Origin of the sequence: Amycolatopsis silviterrae (genome assembly GCF_042684085.1) — a bacterium.
Lineage (GTDB): Bacteria > Actinomycetota > Actinomycetes > Mycobacteriales > Pseudonocardiaceae > Amycolatopsis > Amycolatopsis silviterrae.
Window position 1 is genome coordinate 255,359 of record NZ_JBHUKS010000035.1, and the last position, 24,427, is coordinate 279,785.

Below are 24,427 nucleotides of genomic sequence, written 5' to 3' on the forward strand. Positions count from 1 at the left end.
CGCTTCGTCCCATGGCCGAGCAGTCCACGCAGTCCATCGAGGTCGACGCCGAGCCCGCACGGGTCATGTCGGTGATCTCCGATTTCCCCGCGTACCCGGAGTGGACCAAGGCGGTCCGGGAGACCGAGGTGCTCGCGACCGACGACGCGGGCCGGGCGAAGCAGGTGAAGCTCACCCTCGACGCCGGGCCGATCAAGGACGTGTACACGCTCGAATACGACTGGGACGATTCCGGTCTCGGCGTCAGCTGGCACCTGGTCAAGGGCCAGATGCAGAAGGCGCAGAACGGCCGGTACGCGCTCGAGCCGCTCGGCGGCGGGCGCACCCGCGTCACCTACACGCTGTCGGTGGAGCTGGCGCTGCCGATGATCGGGCTGCTGCGGCGCAAGGCGGAGAAGATGGTCATGGACACCGCGCTCAAGGAACTCAAGCGCAGGGCCGAGGGCTAGATGCGCATCCTGCTGTTCACCGGCAAGGGGGGTGTCGGGAAGACGACGCTCGCCGCGGCTACCGCTGCCGCGCTGGCCGGCCGCGGCAGGAAGACGCTCGTCGTGTCCACCGACCCGGCGCATTCCCTCGCCGACGCGTTCGGCACACCGCTCGGCGGTGAACCCTCCGAAGTGGACCTCCGCCGCGACGGCACCCCAGCCGGGCTCTGGGCCGCGCAGGTGGATTCCCGCGCGCTGGCCGACCGCACCTGGCACGAGCTGCGCGGCGAGCTGCGGAAAGTGCTGGCCGGAGCCGGGCTGGACGTCCTGGACGCGGAAGAGCTGACCGTGCTGCCCGGCGTGGACGAGCTGCTCGCGCTGAGCGAGGTGCGGCGGCTGGCCTCGCAGGGCCCGTGGGACACCGTGGTGGTCGACTGCGGCCCGACCGCCGAGACGCTGCGCTTGCTCTCCCTGCCGGAAGCGGTGTCGGGCTACCTCGGCCGGGTCTTCGGCAACCGGCGCGTCGCGGCGTCGGTCCGGCAGCTCGGCGCGCATCTCGACGCGCTGCGTGAGCTGCTCACCGATCCGCGCGTCACGACGGTGCGGCTCGTGCTTACTCCGGAGCGAGTGGTGGTAGCCGAGGCCAGGCGCACTTTGACGTCGCTGGCGCTGCGCGGGATCGCGGTCGACGGCCTGATCGCCAACCGCCTCATGCCCGCGCCCGGGTTCTGGCGCGGTTCGGCGGCGAAGTGGCTGCGCACCCGGCGGGACCAGCAGGACGCGGTGCTGGCGGAACTGGCCGAAGCCGGGTTCGGCCCGGACGAGCTGGCCCGCGTCGAGCACCGGGCGAGCGAACCGGTGGGCGCGGCGGCGCTCGCCGAACTGGCCCGCGAACTGTACGGCAGCCGGGATCCCTTGTCCGGCAACGGAAAACCGGTGACGCCGCTGCTGTCCGTCGCCGCCGAAGGCGACGGCTTCCGGCTGCGGGTCGCGCTCCCGCTGGACCGGGATTCGGCGGTCGACCTCGCCCGCGTCGACGACGACCTGGCGATCACCGTGGACGGGTTCCGCCGGCTCGTCGCACTGCCCGAGACGCTGCGCCCGTGCCGGATCACCGGCGCGGAATCCGACGCCGACGGCCTGGTGGTCAGCCTGGCCGGGAACCGGGGATCCGGGTGAGCGAACAACACGACGAGGAGTCCCGTGCCGACGGCCTGAAGCTGGCCGAGGAGATCCGGCTGCTGGTCGAGATGGTGATCGAACGCGCCGCGCCGTGGCTGGAAGGCGTCATGGCCGCCGGGCACGGCTCCGGCCCGGAGGAACCGGGCGCGCCGGATGTGGAGGACAGCACTTCGGGATGCGGGTGGTGCCCGCTGTGTGCGATCGTCGCCGTCGTGCGCGGCGAACGGCCGGAGTTCGTGGCGAGGGTGCTCGAACAGGCCGCCCAGCTCGTCGCGCTGCTGCGAGCGGTGCTCGCGGACCGCTGGGAGCCGGAGGAGGGCGTGCACATGCCCGGGTTCCGGCCCGCCGCGGCCCCGGCGCCAGCGTCTTCGGAGCCGTCGTCGCGGGTCCAGCACATCGTCGTCCGCAAACGCGCGGACTGGCAGCCGGAGCGGGAGAACTGATTGCTGACCGTAGGGGTGGACGTCGGCGGCACCAGCGTGCGCGCCGGCGTCGTGGACGAGCGCGGCTCGCTGCTCGACACGGCGCGCGTCGGGACGCCGAGCGAGGAGAACGCGCTCGAAGACGCCATCGCCGGGGTCGTCGAGACCCTGCGCAACCGGCACGAGGTCGCCGCGGTCGGCCTGGCCGTAGCCGGTTTCGTGGCCCGCGACCGGCGCTCGGTGATGTTCGCACCGCACCTGGCCTGGCGGGACGCTCCCGTCGCGGACCGGATCGCCAAGCGCGTCGGCCTGTCGGTGACCCTGGAACACGACGTCAACTCAGCAGTCGTCGCAGAACACCGCTTCGGCGCGGCACGCGGGGCCAACGTGGCGGCCCTGGTCGCGCTAGGCACCGGTATCGGCGCGGGTTTGCTGCTGGACGGCGAGATTTATCGGGGAGCACACGGCGTCGCCCCGGAACTAGGCCACCTCACGGTGGTCCGCGACGGCCGCGCGTGCCCATGCGGCAAGTACGGCTGCTGGGAACGGTATTGCAGCGGAACGGCCCTGGCCGCGACCGCGGTCGAACTCCTCGCCCGGTACCCAGGCCGCTCGACCGTGCTGTCCCGCGAAATCGCCGGCGACCCCGGTTCGGTGACCGGCCGCCGAGTAGCCCGCGCCGCCCGCGACGGCGACCCGATCGCCTTGCGCGCCATGGCAGAACTGGCGAAATGGCTGGGCGAGGGACTGGCCCTGGTAGCGGACGTCTTCGACCCGGAAATCATCGTCATCGGCGGCGGGGTGTCGGAGTCCGCGCCGCTTTTCCTGGACGAGGCCCGCGAGCATTACGCCGGAGCGATCACCGGCGCCCGGCATCGCCCACTGGCCCGGATCCGCACGGCGCATCTCGGCGACGACACAGCGATCGTGGGAGCGGCGGCGTTGGCGATGGACGCGCTGTGAGCGCTGCCCCTGGTTCCTGCCCGGCCCTCGTGAGTGGCTGAACCGGCAGAGATGCGCACGCGGTTCGGGCGTGTTGTGAGGACTGGTTCTGGTTCTCGCTGGGTGTCGTGAGTAGTTGAGCCGGTTAGAACCGGCATAGCCGCGCACGACGTTCGGGCGCGTGGTGAGCGCTGGCCTTGGTTCTTGCCGGGGTGTCGTGAGTGGCTATCCCGGTTAGAACCGGGATCAACACTCACGAGGTGCGGGCGGGTCGTTGGGCGTGCTGGTTCGGGTCCTTGCCGGGGCGTCGTAGCGGGTTGCGGTGGCCGGGGCGGTCTTCGGGCTCTCGCTGGGCGTGCCCGAGGTTCGGGTGCGTGCTGATTCCGGTCCTGGCCGGGGTCATCGTGCCCGAGGTTCGTGGCGGGCCGCGGTCGCCGGAGCGATCTCCGGGTCCTCACCGGGCATAGGCACTCACGGGGTTCTGTGGAAGGCTGGGCCGGGTGACGCCGATGACCGCCAACCGCTTCGTGCGGTGTTCCTGCGGCCGGCAGCACTGGGGCGCGTTCGGCGCGGCCGGGTTGTTGTTGTGCGATCCCCGCCGGGGCGTGCTGTTGCAGCGCCGCGCGTGGTGGGTGCACAACGGCGGTACGTGGGCCTTGCCCGGCGGCGCGCTCGAAGCCGGCGAGACTGTGCACGAGGCCGCCGCGCGGGAGGCGTGGGAGGAAGCCGCGATCCCTTCGTCGGCGTTCCGCGCGATGTCGGCTTCGGTGCTGGACCACGGGGAATGGCAGTACACGACCGTGCTCGGCTTGGCCGACAGCGCGTTGCAGGCCCAGGTCGCGAACTCGGAAAGCGCCGAGATGCGCTGGGTCCCGCTCGACGAGGTGGCCGCGCTCAAACTGCACCGCGACTTCGCCGCCGCGTGGCCGGTTCTGCGCGAGCAACTGGGCCGGGAACTGGTCCTGGTGGTCGACGCGGCGAACGTGATGGGCTCCCGCCCCGACGGCTGGTGGCGCGACCGCCGCGGTGCCGCGGAACGCTTGCGCGACCAGTTGACTGGCCCCGCCGAACGCGGCCTGCGCGACGACGTCGCCGGCATCGGCGCGGGCCCGGCGTGGTCCTGGTGGCCGCGGGTGGTGCTGGTGGTCGAGGGCCAGGCCAGGGGAGTGGGCTCGATCCCGGGCATCGAGGTCGTCTCGGCGGAAACGGACGGCGACTCGAAAATCGTCGAGGTGACCGCCACCGCCCGTCAGCGCCCGGACGACCACGTCGTGGTGGTGACAGCCGACCGCGAGCTGCGCGGCCGGGTCGGCGCACTCGGCGCGGGAGTGCTGGGGCCCGGGACGCTGCTTCGGGAGCTGAGCAGCTAGGCGGCCGTTGCCCGTTCAGCGAGGCAGGCACTTGTCCGGTCGGCTAGGCGGGCGTTGCCCGGCCAGCTAGGCGGACGTTGCCTGGTCAGCGACGCAGGCACCTGTCCGGGTCAGCCAGGCGTGCGTTGCCCTGCACCAGGCGTGCGTTGTCCGGTCAGCTAGGCGGACGTTGCCCGGTCTTGGTGCTTTGCCGCTGCTCGGAGAGCTAGGCGCACGGTTCGGAATCCCGTTGCAGCAGCCAGGCGGGCGCGGCCCGGCCCTCTCCGCAGTCCAGCCATCCGTCACACGGTCTTCACCGATCCCGCGTCGACCAGGTGGTCCGCCCCGGTGATGCTCGCGGCCAGCGGCGAGGCCAGATACGTGATCAACGTGGCCACCTCCTCGGGTTCGACCAGCCTTCCCGTCAACATCCCGGCACCCGCGGGCAGCGCGGCCAGCAGATCCTCGTGCGACAGCCCCATCGAGGACGCCAGCTCGGCCCCGTAACTCTCCGGGCCCTCCCACAAGGCCGTGCGAACCGGTCCGGGCGAGACGGTGTTGACTCGCACTCCCTGCGGCCCGAACTCCTCCGCCAGCGCCTTCCCCAACGCGGTCAGCGCGGCTTTCGCGGTGGTGTAAGCGATCGGGCCCGAATGCGGCATCCGCGCGCCGTTCGACGAGACGGTGACGATCGCCCCGCGGCGTTCGATCAGATGGGGGAGTGCGGCGCGGGAAGCCCGGACCGCGGCGAGGAAATTCAGCTCCACCATTTCCGTCCACTGCTGGTCGGTGAGCGAGAGGAACCCGCCCGCCTGTCCGGGGCTGTCGCCGCCGCCGACGTTGTTGACCAGGACGTCCAGCCCGCCGAACTCCGCGACGGCTTGCTCGATCAGCCGGCCGGGACCGTCCGGTGCGGAGAGGTCCACCGCGACGGGCACGGCACCGGTTTCCTTCAGTTCCGGGGTGATCGTGCGGGCGGCGGCGACCACCCGCATGCCTTCGCCGATCAGCGCGGAGACCGTGGCCAGCCCGATTCCTCGGCTCGCTCCGGTGACCACTGCGGTCTTGCCGGTCAACTGCAGGTCCATGAGACGACTCCTAACTCGGATCATCGACGATGCATGTACGCTATCAGTTGCAACATAGATGACGCAACTAGGAGAGGAGTGGTGACCATGGCGTAAACTGACCACTATGGAGAAGCGGGCCCTGCGCGCGGACTCGGAACGGACCGTCCAGGCGATCCTCGAGGCCGCCGAACGCGTGCTCAGCGACAATCCGGCGGCGACCATGGAGCAGATCGCGGAAGCGGCGGGCGTCTCGCGGACGACGGTGCACCGCCGGTTCGCCAGCCGGGACGCACTGGTGAACGCCATGACCCTCTGGGCGACGCAGCAGTTCCACGACGCGCTGGCGAGCGTCCGGCCCGACGTCACGCCGCCGCTGGTGGCGCTCTACCAGGTGACCGCCAACGTGCTGCGGGTCAAGCTCCGGTGGGGGTTCGCGATGAACACGCACTCGGACGGAGAAGGCGTTCTCACTCCGGACGTGCTGGCGCTGTGCGACGTTTTCTTCCGGCGGCTGGAGGAAACCGGCGCGCTGCGGCCCGGCATCGACCTGGTCTGGGCCCGCCGCGTGTACTGCGCGCTCATCCACGAGGCGGCGCAGGACCAGGATTCGGCCGATCCGGACGCGCTGGCGACCCAGGTCGTCGACACCGTGCTGGGCGGCTTCGGCAAGCCGGGCCTGACCGTGGGCTAGGTGCCCGGTTCTCGGAGGACCTGGCCGGGGTGGCTTGGGCGAGCGGCAAGCCACCGCTGACCGCGGGTTGGCGAGGGGCGGGCGAATCTGGGCAGCCGTACCAAGCCGGGCCGGGGCTGACTGTGGCTAAGCGAGCCCTGGCGAGGTGGGTTTGGGCGGCTTGAGCGGGCCGGGGCTGATGTGGGCCAGCGCCCCTGCGAATCCGGCCTGAGCAGCTTCACCAAGCCTGGTCCGGCGAAGCTCAAGCAATCCCATCCTCAGCAAGTTCGGCTTGGGCAGCTTCAGCAGGCCGGGCTGAGATGGGCCAGCCGAGCCCCCAGCGAATCCGGCCCGGTCAAGCTCCACCAAGCGAGGCCCAGCGAAGCTCAGGCAATCCCATCCCCCGACAGCTCAGCGACGATCTTCGCGATCCGCCGTTCCCGCGTCTCCGCGCGCTTAGCCGAGGAGACCGCCTCCGCCCGTTCCCGTTGCGCGGTAAAGGAAAGCTTGTCGAACGCCGCCCGCGCACCAGCCCGCGAGGCCAGCGCGTCCGCCAGGTCGCCGGGCACCTCGACGGTCCGCTCGGCGAGGTCGGCTTCGAGCGTGACCTCGACCGTCTCCCCGGCAGACACCCCGGCCGCCTCCCGGTTCGCCGCGCTGAGCGGCAGCATGAACTCTCCGGAGTAGACCGCGACCGTGCTCCGGTAGGTGTGCGGGCCGATCGTCACGCGGACCTTCGGGCGCCGTCCCTGGCCTAGCGCCTCGACCACCTCGGCCGGGACCCGCAGGCCGGTGGCGGTTTTGCCGTTGAGTTCGACGAGCGTGCGGAACGTGTGCGACATCGCTGCCTCCCAGTCAACCTAAGCGTGCGGGACGCCGTCGCGCATCTCGGTGACCAGCGCGGCGACTACGGCCTTCAAGGATCCGTTGTACTGCTTCGCGACCGCCCGCTGCCGCTGATAGCTCGCGCCGACCCGGAGGATGTTCTCGACATCGCGCAGCTCGCGTACGCAGTCCAGCCTGCGGGCGACCGGTTCCAGCCGGTCCAGCAGTTCGGCGAGGTCTTCGGTGACGAGGCGTTCGCGGCCGGCGGCGTCGAGGATGACGATCGCGTCCAGGCCGTAGCGCGCGGCGCGCCACTTGTTCTCCTGCACGTGCCACGGCGGCAGCGTCGTGAGCTGTTCGCCCTTGTCCAGGCGGGCGCTGAAATCGTCCACCAGGCACTGCGTGAGCGCCGAGATCGCGCCGACCTCCTGCAGCGTCGGCAGTCCGTCGCACACGCGCATTTCGACGGTGCCGAAGTGCGGGGCCGGGCGGATGTCCCAGCGGATCTCGGAGAAATGGTCGATCACGCCGGTGGTGAACATGTCCTCGACGTAGCCTTCCAGCTCCGCCCATTCGCGGAACTGGAACGGCAGCCCGGCGGTCGGCAGCTGCTGGAACATCAGCGCCCGGTTCGAGGCGTACCCGGTGTCCTCGCCGGACCAGTACGGCGACGACGCGGACAGCGCCTGCAGGTGCGGCGCGTAGCGCAGCAGCCCGTCGAGCACCGGCAGCACCTTGTCCCGGTGGTCGAGCCCGACGTGCACGTGGACGCCGTAGATCAGCATCTGCCTGCCCCACCACTGGGTGCGGTCGATCAGCTTGGCGTACCGCTCCTTGTCGGTCACCTTCTGCCGGTACCACGAGGAGAACGGATGCGATCCGGCGGAGAACAGCTCGACGCCCAGCGGGTCGGTGACCTGGTGCACCTCGTCCAGTGCCTCGGCGAGGTCGTGTTTCACCTCGCCGACCGTCCGGCAGACGCCGCTGACCACCTCGATCGTGTTGAGCAGCAGTTCCTGTTTGATCCGGGGATGCTCGCCGGCGCCGTCCGGGCGGACCGCGGCGAGCAGTTCCTCCGCGACCGACCGCAATTCCCCGCTGCGCCGGTCCACCAGCGCGAGTTCCCATTCCGCGCCGACGGTGGAACGCCGGGACGCCCGGAAGTCGATCCGCATGCCCGTCCGGTCAGACCTGGGCGCCGTTGCTGGGGTCCGCGCCCGGCGGCGGGCCCTGGCGCACGCGCAGCAGGAGCAGCGCGATGCCGGTGGCGAGCGAGAGGATGCCGAGCGGCGTGGCGAGCGCGGGCCCGACCCCGATCAGGTTCGGCACGATCAGCAGCAGGAGCCCGACGACGAAGAACAGCAGCACGACGAACGCGCCCTTGCGCCAGCGCGGCAGCGGCGGCGGCTCCGGCGGCACGTAGTGCTCGTCGTCCTCGGCCGGGTCGCCGGAGAACATCGTGGTGTCCCAGTCCGTGCCGCCGGTCCGCCAGCCCTCCGGCGGCGAGGACGACGTGGACGGCGCCGACGGGGGAGCGGACGGCGGCGGGTCGGCGGCGGGCTTGGGCTTGGCTTTGCCCGCTTCGGGTTCCGCGCCGGGGGACGCGTCGGATTCGGCGGACGCGGGGCCCGCGCTCGCGAACGGGTCCTCGTCGAGGAACACGCCCACGCCCTCGGCCCGGAGATCGGCCACGATCTCGGCGAACGTGGCGTCGACGTCCTCGGGTCCGTCCGCGCCTTTCCCCCGGTTCATCCGGCACCCACCTGTCCCGCCCGCAGTTCCCGGGCGAAGTCGACACTGCGGCTGAAGATCAGGTCCGCGTCGTGGTCCTGCGTCGCGACGTGGAAGCTGTTCTCCAGCACCACCTCGGTCACGTCCGTGCTCGAGATGCTGTCCAGCACGATCTGCGAGTTCTCGGGTTCGACGACGTGGTCGACCCGCGAGTGCAGCAGCAGCACCGGCTGCGTCACCTTGGGCAGGTCGGCCCGCACGATCTTCCACAGCTTCGCGAGGCTCGCCGCGGCCCGCACCGGCGTGCGCGGGTAGGCCAGTTCGACCTCGCCGGGCTTGGCGATGTCGTTGGCGATCGCGCGGATCGACGGGACCACCCGCGACAGCAGCGGCAGCACCTTGGCGTCCAGGCTCAGCCGCGTGACCGACGGGTTGACCAGCACGATGCCGGAGATGTCCGGACCGAACTCCTCGGCGAGGCGGAGGGTGAGCGTGCCGCCCATCGACATCCCGCCGACGAACACCTGGTCGCACTCCGCGCGCAGCGCCAGCAGCGCCTCGCGGACCGTGCCGTACCAGTCCTGCCAGGTCGTCCGGTTCGCGTCGCGCCAGTGCGTGCCGTGGCCGGGCAGCAGCGGGCAGCGCACCGCGAAGCCCTCCGCGGCCAGATGGTCGCCCCAGGCGCGCATGCCGGCGGGCGTCGCGGTGAATCCGTGGCAGAGCAGGAAGCCGGCCCCGGAGGAACCCGGGTGGGAGAACGGTTCCGCGCCGGCGAGCACGCCCATCACGAACGCCCTTCCGATCGAAGCGGTGGAGTCCTCCCATGCTCTCACGCCGAAGCCGGGTTGTGGGGCCCACTCCGGATGCGGGGGCCGGCCCGGCGCCGCTGTGAGATCGGTCGCTGCCGCCGGGTGACCGCGCGGTCTCGCGTTGTGCGGGCCGGTGCTTGTTCCGTACGCTGACCTGCCGGGGCCCGCGCGGGCAGGAAAGGACAGGAACCCGGTGCTGTACTTGCTGATGAAGTGGGTGTTCATCGGACCGCTGCTCAAGACGCTGTGGCCCACCAAGGTCGTCGGCGCCGAAAACATCCCCGAGACGGGTGGCGCCATCCTCGCCGGCAACCACCTCGCGGTCGCGGACTCCTTCTTCATGCCGCTGCGGGTCAAGCGCAAGGTCACCTTCCCGGCGAAGTCGGAGTACTTCACCGAGCCCGGGTTCAAGGGCACGCTCAAGAAGTGGTTCTTCACCGGCGTCGGCCAGTTCCCCATCGACCGCTCCGGCGGCAACGCCGCGCAGGCCGCGCTCGACACCGCGATCCGGCTGGTCAAGGACGGGCACCTGCTCGGCATCTACCCGGAGGGCACCCGCTCCCCGGACGGCCGGCTGTACAAGGGCAAGACCGGCGTCGCCCGGATCGCGCTCGAATCGCGCGGCGTGGTCGTCCCGGTGGCGATGGTCGGCACGGACAAGGTCAACCCGATCGGCTCCAAGATGTGGTGGCCGCGGCGGCTCGAGGTGCGCTTCGGCAAGCCGCTCGACTTCTCCCGCTACGAGGGACTGGCCGGCGACCGGTTCATCGAACGGTCGATCACGGACGAGATCATGTACGCCTTGATGGAGCTGTCCGGGCAGGAGTACGTCGACATCTACGCGGCCAAGGCCAAGGAGTTGCTCGCTGCTGAGGCGGCCGGGGTGAAGCCCGCGGTGCCGCCGCAGCCGAGCGGGCTTGACGCTGATCGGGTGCCGGAGACGAAGGCCGGGTAAGGCCCCACTAGAGTTCCCCGGTGCGTTTTTTCTACGACACCGAGTTTATTGAGGACGGCGTGACGATTGACCTCGTGTCGATCGGTGTCGTTGACGAGCGCGGACGCGAGTTCTATGCCGTGTCCACTGACTTCGACCCCGGGCGGGCCGGGGCTTGGGTGCGGGAGAATGTGCTGCCCAAGCTGCCTTCCCCGGCGGATCCGGCCTGGCGGAGCCGGGAGCGGATCCGGGCGGATCTGCTGGAGTTCTTCGGGAAGCCGCCCGGGGGGATCGAGCTGTGGGCCTGGTTCGCGGCTTACGACCATGTGGCGTTGGCGCAGTTGTGGGGGGCGATGCCCGCGTTGCCCCGGCAGTTGCCTCGGTTCACCCGGGATCTGCGGCAGCGGTGGGAGGACGCGGGGAAGCCTAAGTTGCCTGCCGCGCCTGGGGATCAGCATGATGCGTTGGCTGATGCCCGGCATAATCTGCAGCGGTGGGGGGTTATCGAGGAGGCGTTCCGGAGGCGGTGAGTCTTCGGCTCGTCGCCTGGCGGCGACGTTGCGGTTTGTCTGAGGTGGGGGCACCCCGAAGCCCGATTGTGACTACGGCGCGGGGGTGCTTGTCAAGGCGGGAAAGATGCCTTGACAAGCACCCCCGCGCCGTAGTTTCGGCTTCGTATCGGGGTGCGGGGGGTGTGGGTGCCTTGGTGAGTGGGTGCACCGGTGGCGGTCCAGGTCCGTGAGGGGAACCCTGAGGGAATCTGGGGCTGTGAGGGTTCCCCTCACGGACGGTGCGCGGGTCAGCGGCGGGTGCGGACTGCGGTGGCCAGGGTGTCCAGCAGGGTGTCGGTGGTGTCCCAGTCCATGCAGGCGTCGGTGATCGACTGGCCGTAGGTCAGGTCGGCGGAGTGGCCCAGGACTAGGTCTTGCCGTCCGGCTGCCAGGTTGCTTTCCAGCATCAGGCCGGTGATTCCGCGTTCGCCCGCGCCGATCCGGGCGGCCAGGTCTTCGACGACTTCGGCCTGGCGGACGTGGTCCTTGTTGCTGTTGCCGTGGCTCGCGTCGACGACCAGGCGTTCCGGGAGGCCGGACTTCGCCAGGCGGGCCAGGGTTTCCTCGACCGACGCCGGGTCGTAGTTCGGGCCGGCGGAGCTGCCGCGCAGGATTACGTGGCAGTCCGGGTTTCCGGAGGTCGTGATCAGGGCGGCCAGGCCGTCCACGTTGATGCCGGGGAAGACGTGCGACGCGGCGGCGGCGCGGGTCGCGTCCACGGCTACCTGGATGTCGCCTTCCGTGGAGTTCTTGATGCCGACCGGCATGGACAGCGCGCTGCACAGCTGGCGGTGCACCTGGCTGGCGGCCGTGCGGGCGCCGATCGAGCCCCAGGTGACGATGTCGGAGATGAACTGCGGGGTGATCGGGTCGAGGAATTCGCAGCCGACCGGCAGGCCCAGTTCGGACACGTCCAGCAGCAGTTTCCGGGCCAGGCGCAGGCCCTTGTTCACCGCGAAGGTGCCGTCCAGGTCCGGGTCGTTGATCAGGCCTTTCCAGCCCAGCGTGGTGCGCGGCTTCTCGAAGTACACCCGCATCACGATGTGCAGGTCTTCGCGCAGCGACTCGGCCTTGGCGGCCAGGCGGCGGGCGTAGTCGAGCGCGGCTTCCGGGTCGTGGACCGAGCACGGGCCGACGATCACGGCGAGACGGTCGTCGCGGCCGTCCAGGATGTCGACTGTTTCCGTGCGGCCGGTTTGCACCACTTTGGCGACGGCGGCGTCGACGGGATGGTCTTCGCGCAGCAGCGCGGGCGAGATGAGGGGACTGACCGACGTGGTGCGGCGGTTGTCGAGAGTGCTCGCGTCGGCGGGGGCGGCGACGAGACGGGTGCTCATGAGCGGGTGGTTCCTTCCTGGTGGACACCGACCCGCGGGGGACTCGCCGAGCCGGTTCGAGATCCGGCTCGGGTGGAGGTCAGCGCAGGTTCACGCCGCCGTGCCCACCCGGGGCCGGCTTCGTAAACCAGAAATAGCGCTGCACAGCCCCAACGTAACACACCGCCGAGGCGCCCCGGCCTGGACCGGATTGGGCAGGTGGTCCGCCCTGCACCGATCCAGATGAAAGCCGCTACGCTGTCCGCGGACTGTGACTGCACTCTCCCTGCGAGGAAGACGGAGGCAACAGATGCGTGTCGGTGTGCTGACGGGGGGCGGCGACTGCCCCGGCCTGAACGCGGTCATCCGCGCGGTGGTCCGCAAGGGCGTCGAGGTGCACGGCTGGGAGTTCGTCGGCTTCCGCAACGGCTGGCAGGGTCCGCTGACCGGCGACAGCCGGCCGCTCGGCCTCGCCGACGTCGAGGACATCCTCACCCGCGGGGGCACCATCCTGCGGTCGTCGCGGACGAACCCGTACAAGGTCGACGGCGGCGTCGACCAGATCCGCAAGGTGCTCGCCGACCAGGGCGTGGACGCGCTGATCGCGATCGGCGGCGAGGACACCCTCGGCGTCGCCAAGCGGCTGACCGACGACGGCATCGGCGTCGTCGGCGTGCCCAAGACCATCGACAACGACCTCGGGGCCACCGACTACACGTTCGGCTTCGACACCGCGGTCTCCATCGCCACCGAGGCGATCGACCGGCTGCACACCACGGCCGAATCGCATCACCGGGCGCTGGTCATCGAGGTCATGGGGCGGCACGCGGGCTGGATCGCGCTGCACTCCGGCCTCGCCGGCGGCGCGAGCGTGATCCTGGTGCCGGAGCGGCATTTCTCGGTGGACCAGGTCGTGCAGTGGGTCGAGCAGCGCTTCGAGAAGGAGTACGCGCCGATCATCGTCGTCGCCGAGGGCGCGCTGCCCGAGGGCGGCGAGGAGAAGCTGGTCACCGGCGAGAAGGACGCCTTCGGGCACGTCCGGCTCGGCGGCATCGGCAACTGGCTGGCCGACGAGATCTCCGAGCGCACCGGCAAGGAGTCGCGGGCGGTCGTGCTCGGCCACGTTCAGCGCGGCGGCACCCCGACCGCGTACGACCGGGTGCTCGCGACGCGTTTCGGCCTGCACGCGGTGGACGCGGTCGCCGACGGCGACTTCGGCGTGATGGTGGCGCTCAAGGGCACCGACATCGTCCGCGTGAAGCTGTCCGAGGCGACGGCCGAGCTGAAGACCGTTCCGCTGGAGCGGTACCAGGAGGCCGAGGTCTTCTTCGGCTGAGGCTGAGGCTGGGCTTCCCGTGGTAGGGGCAACCCCACCTCGGTGCCGGGGGCGCGCGGTATTCCGTGCGCCCCCGGCTTTTTTCTACCCTCGGCTCGTGCGAATCCTCTTGACAGGCTTGACGATCCTCTCGCTGACCGTGGTGCCGAGTTCCACTGTGGACGGTGTGTGGCGGACCGAGGGCTACGGGCAGCTGGTCCAGGTGTCCGGCGGCAAGCTGACTGCCTACGACGTCACCAAGGTCAGCTGCCTGCCCGGCACACTCTCCGGAACCGGCGACGGCACGCGGTTTTCGACGAACGAAGGCTCGGTCGTCACCATCCGGCCGGGCCGGATGAGCTTCGACGACAACCTGGGCACGCGGTCCTTGCGCCGGGTGCCCGGCGGGTTGCCGCCCGCGTGCCAGGCTCAGTCCGCGGATCTCTTCGACGTCTTCTGGCACACCTTTGCCGAGAACTACCCGTTCTTCCAAGCGAAAGGCGTCGACTGGAAGTCCGAAGGGGACGCTGCCCGCCGCGAGATCGCCGCACATCCGGAACGGCTCTTCGACGTCCTATGCGGACTGATCCGTCCGCTGCACGACGCTCATGTCGGCTTGGTCGCGCCGGGTCAGCGGTGCGGCTCGCCCCGGCCCGGCACCCCGGATCCGAAAACTATCCCGCGCGCGATCGCGGTGACCGACGCCAACCTCGGAGCGCCGATCCAGCGCTGGGCCGACGGAGACATCGCCTACGCGGACCTGCCCGGCAACCGGGGATACCTGCGCATCAGCGGATTCCACGACTATGCCGACACTTTCGCCGCCAGCAGCAAGGTATTGGCGGCCGCATTGGACGAGATCTTCACCGCCGACCGGGTCCACCGGCTTCGCGGGCTGATCCTCGACCTGCGCGTCAACGGCGGCGGTGACGACCCGCTGGGCCTCCAGGTCGCCGCCCGGCTCACCGGCGTCCCGCACTTCGCCTACGCCAAACGCGCCCGCAACGACCCCGACGACCCGACGAGGTTCACCGTGCCGCAGCCGTTCTTCGTGCACCCCGCCGCCGCGCCGCGCTACACCGGCCCGCTGACGGTGCTGACCGGAAGCCTGGACGTTTCAGCGGGGGAGACCTTCCTGCAGGCCTTGCTTAACCGGAGCCCGCGACCGGTCCTGATCGGACAGTCCACTCAGGGCGCCTTCTCCGACCAGCTGGAGCGGACGCTGCCGAAACAGGGCTGGCAAGTGTCGTTGCCGAACGAGGAATACCTCGACCCGCACGGACGCACCTACGACGGCGTCGGCATCAGCCCGGATGTCCAGGTCCCGGTTTTCGCTCCGGAAGACCTCGCCGCCGGACGGGATCCGGCGCTCGCCGCGGCGCGCCGGTAAGCTGGGCGCATGGGGACGGTCAAACACTTCCAAGTCACTTTCGACTGCGCGGAACCCGAGCGCGTCGCCCGGTTCTGGTGCGAGGTGCTGGGGTACGTCGTGCCGCCCCCGCCGGAAGGATTCGCCAGCTGGACCGAGTTCGACCGTTCGCTGCCGGCCGAGCATCAGGGCGCGGCGTTTGCCTGCGTCGACCCCGACGGCGTCGGCCCGCGGCTGTACTTCCAGCGCGTGCCCGAAGGCAAGGTGGTGAAGAACCGGGTGCACCTCGACGTGCGCGCGGGCACCGGTCTGGTGGGCGAAGAGCGGCTGGCGGCCCTGAAGGCCGAGGAAGCACGGCTGACCGCACTGGGCGCGACGACGGTGCAGGTGCTGCTCGCCGACGAGGTGAACGAGTCCTGCATCTCCATGCAGGACGTCGAGGGCAACGAGTTCTGCCTGGACTGACCCGAGCTGCCGGACTGTCCACATAGGCCAGAAAACCAGGTGCCGTTGCGGGACCCGGTTTCTACACTCGCGGACATGGACGGCTCCCCGCATCTCCTCAACGTGGTCGACGTCGAAGCGACCTGCTGGGAGAAGCAGCCTCCGCCCGGGCAGGTCAGCGAGATCATCGAGATCGGGCTCACCGTCGTCGATCTGCGCGCGGGCGAGCGCGTGGCGAAACACCGGATCCTGGTTCGCCCGGCCCGGTCCGAGGTGAGCCCGTTCTGCACGGAGCTGACCGGGCTGACCCCCGCCGAGGTGGCGGGCGGCCTGCCGTTCCGGGAAGCCTGCCGAACGTTGGCAGTGCGGCACCGCACGGCGGAACTGTCGTGGGCGAGCTGGGGTGACTACGACCGCAATCAGTTCACCCGGCAATGCCGCCACACCGGCACCGAATACCCGTTCACCGGCAGGCACACCAACGCGAAGGTCGCTTTCACCGCTGCCCACGGCCTGCGCCGTCGTCCCGGGATGGCGCAGGCCCTCGAGGTCGCCGGGCTCCCGTTGGAAGGCCGCCATCATCGCGGTGACGACGACGCGTGGAACATCGCCGCACTGGTGCTGGACCTCGTGAAGCGCGGAGCGTGGCCGGGCGGCTAGATCCGCGCCAGCTCGTCCAGCACGCCCGCGGCTTTCGCGATGTCGTCGGTCAACGGCCGGTCATCCAGCCGCTCGTCCAGCACCTCGACCGCCGCCGCGAACGCTGCCCGTACCGGCAGCTCCACCAGCTCCGCCTTCCGGATCCGCAGCGCTCGCACCGCCGCGACCAGTTCGCACGCCAGCACCTGCCGATACGCGGCGGCCGCCGCCGTGGCCGCCCGTGCGGCTTGGGTAGAGAAGCTCGCGTGGTCCTCGATCCCGCGCGACACCACCGCAGTCCCGAGCGTCGCGGGCAACGCCGCCTGCCGCAGCTCAGTGAGCGCGTCGTGCGCCACGTACTCCAGGATCATCACCCCGGAACTCCCCGGCGGGCCCACCGCGAGAAACGGCCGCAGCCCAGTGAATTCCGGCTCCACCAGGTCGCCCAGCCGGGCCACGGACAGCTCCGCGACCTGATGCACGGTCGCGCGGGCTTGGTCGAGCGCGGTCGAGACGTACGCGGTGTGGAAGTGCGCGTGGTGGTACGCATCGCCGTGCACCGTCGAGATCATCGGATTTTCCGTGCTGGCATTGATTTCCACGGCGAGCACGTCGCGCAGGTAGTGGATCGCGTCCAGCGCGGGACCTTGCACCTGAGGAAAAGCGCGCAGCCCGAAGGGATCCTGAAGCCGACGCCCCGGCCTCGGCGTGCTGTGCATGCCCAGCAGCCGACGCATCTCGGCCGCACACGCCACCTGACCGGCGTGCGGACGTGCTTCGTGCACAGGTGTCGCGTACGCCTCGGGGTTGCCGTCGAGAGCCACGTACGTGAGCGCGGCGACGGCGTGGCTTGCGCGGGTAAGCGTGTCCAGGCTCATCGCGGCGAGAGTCGCTTCGGCGAGCGTCGCGGCGTTGCTGCTCATGAACGCCAACGCGTCCCCCGCGTGCACCGGAACCGGTGGCACCGCACCGATCGCCCACGCGCGTTCCCCGGCCAGCGCGAGCGCGGTTTCCGCGAGCGGCGCGAGGTCGCCGGTGCCAATCGCGCCCAGCCGGTGCACCACGGGCAGCGCTCCGGTACGCACAGCTTCGGCGAGCGCGCCGATCAGTTCCGGGCTGATGCCGGACCGGCCGGCGAGCAGCTGGTTGAGCCGGATCAGCAGCATCGCGCGGATCTGGCCGTCCGGGAGCAGGTCGCCGCTGCCGCCCGCGTGGCTGCGCAGCAAGCGAAGGCCGTGTTCGGCGGGCTCGTCGACCGCGTCGTCCTTGTTCGCGCCGACCCCGGTGGTGCGGCCGTAGACGACTCGCCGGGTGCTCAGTTCCTCGGCCAGCTTCCACGAGTGCTCGGCGGCGCGCATCGCGGCGATCGAGACGTCGATCGCCAGCGCGCCTTCGGTCCGCGCCGCCGCGACCACGTCGGCGCATCGCAGGGTCCGGCCGTCCACTCGGATCACGGCGTGCTCCTCACTCGGTTTCGTCGAGCCGTTGTTCGAGCGCGTCGAGCCGGTCCGCCCAGAACCGCCGGTACGGGGCGAGCCACGCGTCCACCTCGGCCAGCGGTTCGGCGCGCAGCCGGTAGCAGCGGCGCTGCGCGGAAACGCGCACCGTCACCAGCCCCGCCTCGCGCAGCACGCGCAGGTGCTTGGACACCGCGGGCTGGCTGAGCCGCAGCTCGGCCACCAGTTCGCCGACCGACCGCTCGCCGTCGAGCAGCAGGTCGAGCAGCGCGCGGCGGCGGGGTTCGGCCAGCACGTCGAAGGTCTGCATCACCCCGGAAATCTGCCCCGCGGCGCATATGCCTGTCAAGGAATGCGCGTGCGCCGAATGTCCGTTTTTTGGTCTAAACCATTGACCTAGTGGTCTAGTCCACTTACGGTGCTGGTTGTCCCCACCGTTATCAGCTCGTCACCGACGGTGACTTCTGAAGGGAGCAATGATGCTTCGCTTGCGCAGAAAACGCCTGCTGGCCTTGGCCGGCCTGGCGACCGCGGCGCTGGCCGCGGCGGCCGCGCTCGTGCCCGCGGCTTCGGTGGCCGCCCCCGCGAGAACGGAGGCTGCCGCGTCCGGGAAGGTGGTCGGCTACTTCACCGACTGGGGCATCTACGACCGCAACTACCACGTGAAGAACATCGAGACCTCCGGTTCGGCGAACAAGCTGACGCACATCAACTTCGCCTTCGGCAACGTCACCGGCGGCGGCTGCGCGATCGGCGACGCGTGGGCCGACTACCAGAAGACCTATGACGCGGCGGGCAGCGTCGACGGCGTCGCCGACACCTGGGACCAGCCGCTCGCGGGCAGCTTCAACCAGCTCAAGAAGCTGAAGGCCAAGCACCCCGGGCTGAAGATCATCTGGTCGTTCGGCGGCTGGACCTGGTCCGGCGGCTTCGGACAGGCCGCGAAGAACCCGGAAGCCTTCGCGAACTCCTGCTACAACCTCGTCAACGACAAGCGCTGGGCGGGCCTGTTCGACGGCATCGACATCGACTGGGAGTACCCGAACGCGTGCGGCCTCACCTGTGACACGAGCGGTCCCGACGCGCTGAAGAAGCTGCTCGCCGCGACGCGGGCGAAGTTCGGCTCGTCGAAGCTCGTCACCGCCGCGATCACCGCGGACGGCAGCAACGGCGGCAAGCTCGACGTCACCGATTACGCGGGCGCCGCGCAGTACGTCGACTGGTACAACGTGATGACGTACGACTTCTTCGGCGCCTGGGCCGCGCAAGGCCCGACCGCACCGCATTCGCCGCTCACGTCGTACAACGGCCTGCCGACGCAGGGCTTCTACTCCGACGCGGCCATCCAGAAGCTGAAGACCAAGGGTGTCCCGGCCTCGAAACTGTTGCTGGGCATCGGGTTCTACGGCCGCGGCTGGACCGGGGTCACGCAGAGCGCGCCGGGCGGCACCGCGACCGGACCGGCTCCCGGCAAGTACGAGCAGGGCATCGAGGACTACAAGATCCTCAAGACCAAATGCCCGGTGACCGGAACCGTCGCGGGCACCGCGTATGCCAAGTGCGGTTCGAACTGGTGGAGCTACGACACTCCGTCGACTATCGCGGGCAAGACGTCGTACGCGAGGGCGCAGGGCCTCGGCGGCACCTTCTTCTGGGAGCTGTCCGGCGACACCTCGAACGGCGAGCTGATCACCGCACTCGCGAAGTAACCCTCGTTCGATAGGAGCCGGGGCGCCGATTCTGTCGGTGCCCCGGTTTATCGTGCTGCGGGTGAAGTTCAGCGGATTCGGGGAGCACGCCGTCGAGTTCTACGACGGGCTGCTCGCGGACAACACCAAGGCCTACTGGGACGACCACGTGGCGGTCTACAAGGAGCACGTGCGGGCTCCGATGGAGGCGCTGCTGGCCGAACTGGAGCCGGAGTTCGGCGCGGGCTTCGGCGAGGCGAAGGTGTTCCGGCCGTATCGCGACGTCCGGTTCGCCAAGGACAAGACGCCGTACAAGACGCACTGCGGCGGCGTGATCGAGTCCGGCCGCGGCGGGGGAGCGTATTACGTCGAGGTCGGCCCGGCCGGGCTGCGCGTCGGCGGCGGCTGCTTCCACCTTGCCTCGGATCAGCTGGCCCGGTACCGCACGGCGGTCGACACCGAGTTGCACGGGCCCGCGCTGGAGAAGATCCTCGCGAGCCTGCGCAAGGCGGGCTGGGAAATTCTCGGTGACCGGCTGAAGTCCAAACCGCGCGGGTTCGCCGAGGACCATCCGCGCCTCGACCTGCTGCGGCACCGTTCGGTGTACGCCGTGCGCGCCTGGGAGCCGGACGACTTCCTGCACGAGCGCGAGGCGCTGGACCGGGTCCGGAAATCGTGGCGCCAGCTGCGGAAGTTCAACGAATGGGCACGCGACCGCGTCGGGCCCAGCGAGAAGCCGCGCCGCTGACCCCGGCATCCCCCGGCCGGGTGGTTCGCGGACCGGCGCGCGGGCCCGGCCGCCGGGCGCACGCGGAGGCATGGAACTGAATCCTTCCCGCGTCCGGCGGCCGGAGTTTCGGGATCGGTACAGACGCGAGCGGCCCGAGCGACTAGGCTCTCCGGACGTGAGCCGACGCGCGAAGATCGTTTGTACATTGGGTCCCGCGACCTCCACGCCGGAGAAGATGCGGGCACTCGTCGACGCCGGGATGGACGTCGCGAGGATGAACTTCAGCCACGGCAGCCACAGCGACCACAAGCAGGTCTACGACCTGGTCCGGTCCGCGGCCGCCGAATCCGGCCGGGCGGTGGGGATCCTCGCCGACCTGCAGGGGCCGAAGATCCGGCTGGGCACGTTCGCCAGCGGATCGGCGGAATGGCACACCGGGGACGTCGTCCGGATCACCGTCGAGGACGTCGCCGGCACCCACGACCGGGTCTCCACCACCTACAAGGGCCTCGCCAAGGACGCCAAGCCGGGCGACCGGCTGCTGGTCGACGACGGCAAGGTCGGCCTGGTGGTCAAGGACGTCGAGGGCCCGGACGTCGTGTGCGAGGTGACCGAGGGCGGCCCGGTCAGCAACAACAAGGGCGTGTCGCTGCCCGGGATGGACGTCTCGGTGCCCGCGCTGTCCGACAAGGACATCGAGGACCTGGAGTTCGCGCTGCAGCTGGGCGTCGACTTCATCGCGCTGTCCTTCGTGCGCTCGCCCGCCGACATCGACCTGGTGCACCAGGTCATGGACCGGGTCGGCAAGGGACGGCTGCCGGTCGTCGCGAAGATCGAGAAGCCCGAGGCGGTCTACAACCTCGAAGCCATCGTGCTGGCCTTCGACGCGGTGATGGTCGCCCGCGGCGACCTCGGCGTCGAGCTGCCGCTCGAGCAGGTCCCGCTGGTGCAGAAGCGCGCCATCCAGATCTGCCGCGAGAACGCGAAGCCGGTCATCGTCGCCACGCAGATGCTGGAGTCGATGATCAGCAACTCCCGCCCGACCCGCGCCGAGGCGTCCGACGTCGCGAACGCGGTCCTCGACGGCGCGGACGCGGTGATGCTGTCCGGCGAGACTAGCGTCGGCCGGTACCCGATCGAGACGGTCCAGACCATGGGCCGGATCGTCGAGGCCGTCGAGACGGATTCGCCGGTCGTGCCGCCGCTGTCGCACGTGCCGCGCACCAAGCGGGGCGTGATCTCCTACGCCGCGCGCGACGTCGGCGAGCGGCTCAACGCCAAGGCGCTCGTCGCGTTCACCCAGTCCGGCGACACCGTGCGCCGCCTCGCGCGGCTGCACACGCGGCTGCCGCTGATGGCGTTCACGCCGGAGCAGAGCGTGCGCAGCCAGCTGGCGCTCACCTGGGGCACCACGACGCAGATCGTGCCGAGGGTGGACTCGACGGACCGGATGATCCAGCAGGTCGACCACGCGATGCTCGAAATGGGCAAGTACCAGCGCGGCGACCTCGTGGTGATCGTCGCCGGCTCCCCGCCCGGGACCGTCGGCTCGACCAACCTGATCCACGTCCACCGGCTCGGTGAAGACGACCACGCATAAGGGACGTGCCGGACTCTCCCCGCATAGGGTTCCGGCATGACTGAGATGGCCAGGAAAGCCGCCACCGGACTCGACGCGAGCCCCGGTGGCGGCGGGCAGCCGGTGCTGGACAAGCTCGTCGCGCTGCTGGACCTGGAGAAGATCGAAGAGAACATCTACCGCGGCGTCTCGCCCGCGCACTCGTCGGTGCGCGTCTTCGGCGGGCAGGTGGCCGGGCAGGCGCTCGTCGCGGCGGGCCGGACCGTCCCGGAGGAGCGGCGGGTCCATTCGCTGCACGCGTACTTCATCCGCGGCGGCGACCCGAGCGTCCCGATCGTGTACGAGGTGGACCGCATCCGCGACGGCCGCTCGTTCACCACCCGGCGCGTGGTCGCGGTCCAGCACGGCAAGGCGATTTTCTCGCTGTCCGCGTCGTTCCAGAAGGACGAGCCGGGCATCGACCACGCCGAGACGATGCCGGCGGACGTGCCCGCGCCGGAATCGCTGCCGACCTTCCCCGAGCTGACCGCGGGCTACGGCCTGCGCTTCAGCGAGATCCCGCGGCCGATCGACATCCGCTACATCGGCGAGCCGCCGTGGGTCACCCGCACCACCGGCGAACGCCCCACGCACCACCGCGTCTGGATGCGGGCCGACGGCACCCTGGCCGACAACCAGCTGCTGCACGTCTGCGTGCTCGCCTACGCCTCGGACATGACCCTGCTCGACTCGGTGCTCGCGCGGCACGGGGTGTACTGGGACGTCGACAAGGTCCTCGGCGCGAGCCTCGACCACGCGCTGTGGTTCCACCGTCCATTCCGGGCGGACGAGTGGTTCCTCTACGACAGCACGTCGCCGAGCGCCTCGGGCGCCCGCGGGCTGGCCACCGGACGGTTCTTCACCCGCGACGGCCTGCACGTCGCCACCGTGGTCCAAGAAGGACTGCTGCGAGTCCGATAAGGACGGCGGACCCGCCGACGACCACGCAGAGTGGTTGTCGGCAGCGGAAAACACCGAAAACCGCCGCACGGTCGTGGCGGAATTGCGCGGGGAAACACGTCTGAGTAATACCCGGACGGTGAAGGAAGGTGCCCGGGACCGGTCGGGGGGCGGCCCCGGACACCACGTCATCCGGTTTTCGCGGCAGTCGCGAATGGCCCCGGACGGCCGTCGTCTACGCTGCTCAGGGCCGTCGGCGCGGCTGGATTCGCGTCGCGGCCCGCAGGATGCCAGAGTACAAGCGCACTCTGCACAATGCAGGTCGGAGCAGGTTCGGAACCAGGCGTCGGCAACTTCTGGAGCGGTCACGGGAATTCGCCGGTGTTATTACTCCACTGACAAGTCGATCACCTGGTTAGATATGTAGTGCGGGCAACAATACGGACCGGAGGTGCTGCCGTGGCGAGAGGCCAGGGACCGACCGTTCGCCGCAGGCGCCTCGCGAGCGAGCTGCGAAGGCTGCGCGAAGCCGCCGACCTCACCATCGACGAGGTCGGCGAGAAGCTGGAGTGCTCGGCGTCCAAAGTGAGCCGCATCGAGACCGGCCACGTGGGCGTCACCCCGCGCGACGCGAGGGACATGCTCGCGCTGTACGGCATCACTGGCGACGAGCAGGAAGCGCTCGTCCAGCTGGCGCGCGAAGCCCGCAAACGCGGATGGTGGCACGCTTACAACGAAGTCTTCACCGGCACCTTCGTCGGCCTCGAAGCCGACGCGAGTTCCCTGCGCGCGTTCCAGGCGCTGCTGGTCCCGGGGCTGCTGCAGACCGAGCGCTACGCGTTCTCGGTGATCCGCGCGCTGCGCCCGGACGCCGAAGACGCCGAGACCCGCCGCCGCGTCGCCGCCCGGATGGCCCGCCAGCAGCTGCTGACCGAGAACCCGCCGGTCGAGTACTGGGCGGTGATCGACGAGGCGGTGCTGCACCGCGTGGTCGACAGCGCCGAGGTGATGGCCGAGCAGCTGTACCGGATGACCGCGATGGCCGAGAAACCGAACGTGACCGTTCAGGTGGTGCCGTTCGGAGCGGGCGCGCACCCCGGCATGGAGGGACCGTTCCTCATCATGGGCTTCCCCGAGCAGGCCGACCCCGACGTCGTCTACGTCGACGACAGCACTTCCAGCGGCCTGTACCTCGAACAGCCCGACGACGTCCGGCGCTACGCGCTGATGTTCGACCACCTGCGCGCAGCAGCGCTCAAGCCGGACGACTCGGTGGCCCTGATCACCGACGCGGCGGGCCGGTTCGCCGAACAGGCCGCCGTGGTGCACGAGTAATACCGACCCGAGACAGTGAGGATGTGGGGACCATGATGGCCGACCTTTCCGGTGCGCAGTGGCGCAAGAGCAGCTACAGCGGCGGCGGCAACGACTGCGTCGAGGTCGCCTTCGTCGCAGGCGGCGCCGCGGTCCGCGATTCCAAAGACCCCGAAGGCGGAGCCTTCCGCCTGCCCGCCGCCGGCTGGCAGGGGCTGCTGGACGCGGTGCGCGCCGACGGCCAGGGACCGGCTTGACCCGTTCGGCAGGCTGATCGTTCGGCGAAGACCCCTTACCCCGTTCGACCTGGGAATCCCCGGTCGGGACCGCGGGTAAGGGGTCTTTTCGCGTCCGGGAGTGGGCGATCGCCCGATGCCCGGGGCGGGGCCTCAGCACGAAAGTGGACGTCGTCAGGGAACCGACGGCCCGCTGGGGAGAGAAACGATGAGCGACTACAACTGGGACGCGACCCGCGCCGAGGTCGACTACCGGATGGCCGAGCTGCGCCGCGCCGCCCGCCACGCGCGCATGAGCCGGGGCAACCGGGTCGTCCGCTGGGTGCGCGCGCACCGCGTCACGAACGTCGAGGTGCCCCGCCAGCAACGGCGGACGGCGACGGTACCGGAGGCACGGGCGCGACATAGCGCTTGAGCCGCCGGTGCGGGTCGGGGACGGTAAGGGGGTCGGGCGGGGCGGACGCGCCGGAACAGGGTTTCCGGCACGG

27 protein-coding genes are annotated in these 24,427 nt (G+C 70.3%); 19 read left to right on the top strand and 8 right to left on the bottom strand.

Annotated elements, in window-relative coordinates:
* Positions 1-11 precede the first annotated feature (11 nt).
* The 5 genes from ACFSVL_RS41940 (at position 12) to ACFSVL_RS41960 (ending at position 4,344) form a co-directional block, all read left to right on the top strand.
* Positions 12-449: an SRPBCC family protein gene (locus tag ACFSVL_RS41940; RefSeq protein WP_116202091.1), complete on the top strand. Its 438-nt coding sequence runs from the start codon at positions 12-14 to the stop codon at positions 447-449.
* Positions 450-1,607 (top strand): ArsA family ATPase, encoded by a 1,158-nt coding sequence (locus ACFSVL_RS41945; protein ID WP_378312948.1) that lies wholly within the window; start codon positions 450-452, stop codon positions 1,605-1,607.
* Positions 1,608-1,678: 71 nt separating this feature from the next.
* The gene (locus ACFSVL_RS41950; RefSeq protein WP_378313207.1) at positions 1,679-2,053 is read left to right on the top strand and encodes a hypothetical protein; all 375 of its coding nucleotides are present in this window, start codon (positions 1,679-1,681) and stop codon (positions 2,051-2,053) included.
* Positions 2,054-2,068: 15 nt separating this feature from the next.
* Entirely contained in the window at positions 2,069-2,995 is a 927-nt protein-coding gene (locus ACFSVL_RS41955; RefSeq protein ID WP_378313209.1) for an ROK family protein, read from the top strand.
* Positions 2,996-3,474: 479 nt separating this feature from the next.
* Entirely contained in the window at positions 3,475-4,344 is an 870-nt protein-coding gene (locus tag ACFSVL_RS41960) for an NUDIX domain-containing protein (RefSeq protein ID WP_378312950.1), read from the top strand.
* A 281-nt stretch (positions 4,345-4,625) separates the two neighbouring features.
* On the opposite strand, the gene ACFSVL_RS41965 is transcribed toward ACFSVL_RS41960, so the two are convergent.
* The gene (locus ACFSVL_RS41965; RefSeq protein WP_378312952.1) at positions 4,626-5,411 is read right to left on the bottom strand and encodes an SDR family oxidoreductase; all 786 of its coding nucleotides are present in this window, start codon (positions 5,409-5,411) and stop codon (positions 4,626-4,628) included.
* 106 nt (positions 5,412-5,517) lie between these two features.
* On the opposite strand from ACFSVL_RS41965, the gene ACFSVL_RS41970 reads away from it, so the two are divergent.
* Positions 5,518-6,084 (top strand): TetR/AcrR family transcriptional regulator, encoded by a 567-nt coding sequence (locus ACFSVL_RS41970; RefSeq protein ID WP_378312953.1) that lies wholly within the window; start codon positions 5,518-5,520, stop codon positions 6,082-6,084.
* 365 nt (positions 6,085-6,449) lie between these two features.
* Here ACFSVL_RS41970 and ACFSVL_RS41975 read toward each other — a convergent pair whose 3' ends face one another.
* The 4 genes from ACFSVL_RS41975 to ACFSVL_RS41990 are packed head-to-tail and all read right to left on the bottom strand — an operon-like array spanning position 6,450 to position 9,404.
* Positions 6,450-6,905 carry a YdeI/OmpD-associated family protein gene (locus tag ACFSVL_RS41975; RefSeq protein WP_378312955.1) on the bottom strand — a complete coding sequence of 152 codons (456 nt, stop codon included), beginning with the start codon at positions 6,903-6,905 and terminating at the stop codon, positions 6,450-6,452.
* A gap of 18 nt (positions 6,906-6,923) precedes the next feature.
* Positions 6,924-8,063 carry a glutamate--cysteine ligase gene (locus tag ACFSVL_RS41980; protein WP_378312957.1) on the bottom strand — a complete coding sequence of 380 codons (1,140 nt, stop codon included), beginning with the start codon at positions 8,061-8,063 and terminating at the stop codon, positions 6,924-6,926.
* Between the two features lie 10 nt (positions 8,064-8,073).
* Positions 8,074-8,640, bottom strand: coding sequence for a hypothetical protein (locus ACFSVL_RS41985; protein WP_378312959.1), 567 nt, complete (start codon positions 8,638-8,640; stop codon positions 8,074-8,076).
* On the bottom strand, positions 8,637-9,404 hold the full coding sequence (locus ACFSVL_RS41990) for an alpha/beta hydrolase (protein WP_378312961.1): 768 nt from the start codon (positions 9,402-9,404) through the stop codon (positions 8,637-8,639). The genes ACFSVL_RS41985 and ACFSVL_RS41990 overlap by 4 nt, the downstream gene beginning before the upstream one ends.
* 217 nt (positions 9,405-9,621) lie before the next feature.
* Here ACFSVL_RS41990 and ACFSVL_RS41995 point away from each other — a divergent pair, with 217 nt between their 5' ends.
* Positions 9,622-10,383, top strand: coding sequence for a lysophospholipid acyltransferase family protein (locus tag ACFSVL_RS41995; protein ID WP_378312963.1), 762 nt, complete (start codon positions 9,622-9,624; stop codon positions 10,381-10,383).
* 20 nt (positions 10,384-10,403) lie between these two features.
* Positions 10,404-10,892 (top strand): polyadenylate-specific 3'-exoribonuclease AS, encoded by a 489-nt coding sequence (locus tag ACFSVL_RS42000; RefSeq protein ID WP_378312964.1) that lies wholly within the window; start codon positions 10,404-10,406, stop codon positions 10,890-10,892.
* A gap of 269 nt (positions 10,893-11,161) precedes the next feature.
* Here ACFSVL_RS42000 and ACFSVL_RS42005 read toward each other — a convergent pair whose 3' ends face one another.
* Complete coding sequence (locus tag ACFSVL_RS42005; protein WP_378312966.1) at positions 11,162-12,250, bottom strand: 3-deoxy-7-phosphoheptulonate synthase; 1,089 nt, start codon at positions 12,248-12,250, stop codon at positions 11,162-11,164.
* 289 nt (positions 12,251-12,539) lie between these two features.
* Between ACFSVL_RS42005 and ACFSVL_RS42010 the strand changes: the two genes are divergently transcribed.
* The 4 genes from ACFSVL_RS42010 to ACFSVL_RS42025 all read left to right on the top strand — a co-directional run bounded on the left by ACFSVL_RS42010 (position 12,540) and on the right by ACFSVL_RS42025 (position 16,017).
* Entirely contained in the window at positions 12,540-13,565 is a 1,026-nt protein-coding gene (locus tag ACFSVL_RS42010) for a 6-phosphofructokinase (RefSeq protein WP_378312968.1), read from the top strand.
* Positions 13,566-13,662: 97 nt separating this feature from the next.
* Entirely contained in the window at positions 13,663-14,934 is a 1,272-nt protein-coding gene (locus ACFSVL_RS42015; RefSeq protein WP_378312970.1) for a S41 family peptidase, read from the top strand.
* A 9-nt stretch (positions 14,935-14,943) separates the two neighbouring features.
* On the top strand, positions 14,944-15,378 hold the full coding sequence (locus ACFSVL_RS42020) for a VOC family protein (protein WP_378312971.1): 435 nt from the start codon (positions 14,944-14,946) through the stop codon (positions 15,376-15,378).
* Between the two features lie 75 nt (positions 15,379-15,453).
* Positions 15,454-16,017: an exonuclease domain-containing protein gene (locus tag ACFSVL_RS42025; protein WP_378312972.1), complete on the top strand. Its 564-nt coding sequence runs from the start codon at positions 15,454-15,456 to the stop codon at positions 16,015-16,017.
* On the opposite strand, the gene ACFSVL_RS42030 is transcribed toward ACFSVL_RS42025, so the two are convergent.
* Entirely contained in the window at positions 16,014-17,450 is a 1,437-nt protein-coding gene (locus tag ACFSVL_RS42030; RefSeq protein ID WP_378312974.1) for an aromatic amino acid ammonia-lyase, read from the bottom strand. The two genes, ACFSVL_RS42025 and ACFSVL_RS42030, sit on opposite strands and share 4 nt — an antisense overlap.
* A gap of 10 nt (positions 17,451-17,460) precedes the next feature.
* Positions 17,461-17,763 (bottom strand): ArsR/SmtB family transcription factor, encoded by a 303-nt coding sequence (locus ACFSVL_RS42035; RefSeq protein WP_378313211.1) that lies wholly within the window; start codon positions 17,761-17,763, stop codon positions 17,461-17,463.
* Between the two features lie 169 nt (positions 17,764-17,932).
* Between ACFSVL_RS42035 and ACFSVL_RS42040 the strand changes: the two genes are divergently transcribed.
* From ACFSVL_RS42040 to ACFSVL_RS42070, 7 genes are all read left to right on the top strand, one after another.
* Positions 17,933-19,162: a glycoside hydrolase family 18 protein gene (locus ACFSVL_RS42040; protein WP_378313213.1), complete on the top strand. Its 1,230-nt coding sequence runs from the start codon at positions 17,933-17,935 to the stop codon at positions 19,160-19,162.
* A gap of 61 nt (positions 19,163-19,223) precedes the next feature.
* Positions 19,224-19,889, top strand: coding sequence for a DUF2461 domain-containing protein (locus ACFSVL_RS42045; protein ID WP_378312975.1), 666 nt, complete (start codon positions 19,224-19,226; stop codon positions 19,887-19,889).
* A gap of 157 nt (positions 19,890-20,046) precedes the next feature.
* On the top strand, positions 20,047-21,471 hold the full coding sequence (gene pyk, locus ACFSVL_RS42050; RefSeq protein WP_378312976.1) for a pyruvate kinase: 1,425 nt from the start codon (positions 20,047-20,049) through the stop codon (positions 21,469-21,471).
* A gap of 36 nt (positions 21,472-21,507) precedes the next feature.
* A complete protein-coding gene (tesB, locus tag ACFSVL_RS42055) occupies positions 21,508-22,410 on the top strand; it encodes an acyl-CoA thioesterase II (RefSeq protein ID WP_378312978.1) in 903 nt (300 codons plus the stop codon).
* Between the two features lie 438 nt (positions 22,411-22,848).
* Positions 22,849-23,724, top strand: a complete 876-nt coding sequence (locus tag ACFSVL_RS42060; protein WP_378312980.1) for a helix-turn-helix domain-containing protein — start codon at positions 22,849-22,851, stop codon at positions 23,722-23,724.
* Positions 23,725-23,756: 32 nt separating this feature from the next.
* Complete coding sequence (locus ACFSVL_RS42065) at positions 23,757-23,960, top strand: DUF397 domain-containing protein (RefSeq protein WP_378313215.1); 204 nt, start codon at positions 23,757-23,759, stop codon at positions 23,958-23,960.
* A gap of 187 nt (positions 23,961-24,147) precedes the next feature.
* The gene (locus ACFSVL_RS42070; protein WP_378312982.1) at positions 24,148-24,354 is read left to right on the top strand and encodes a hypothetical protein; all 207 of its coding nucleotides are present in this window, start codon (positions 24,148-24,150) and stop codon (positions 24,352-24,354) included.
* The last annotated feature ends 73 nt before the right edge of the window (positions 24,355-24,427 follow it).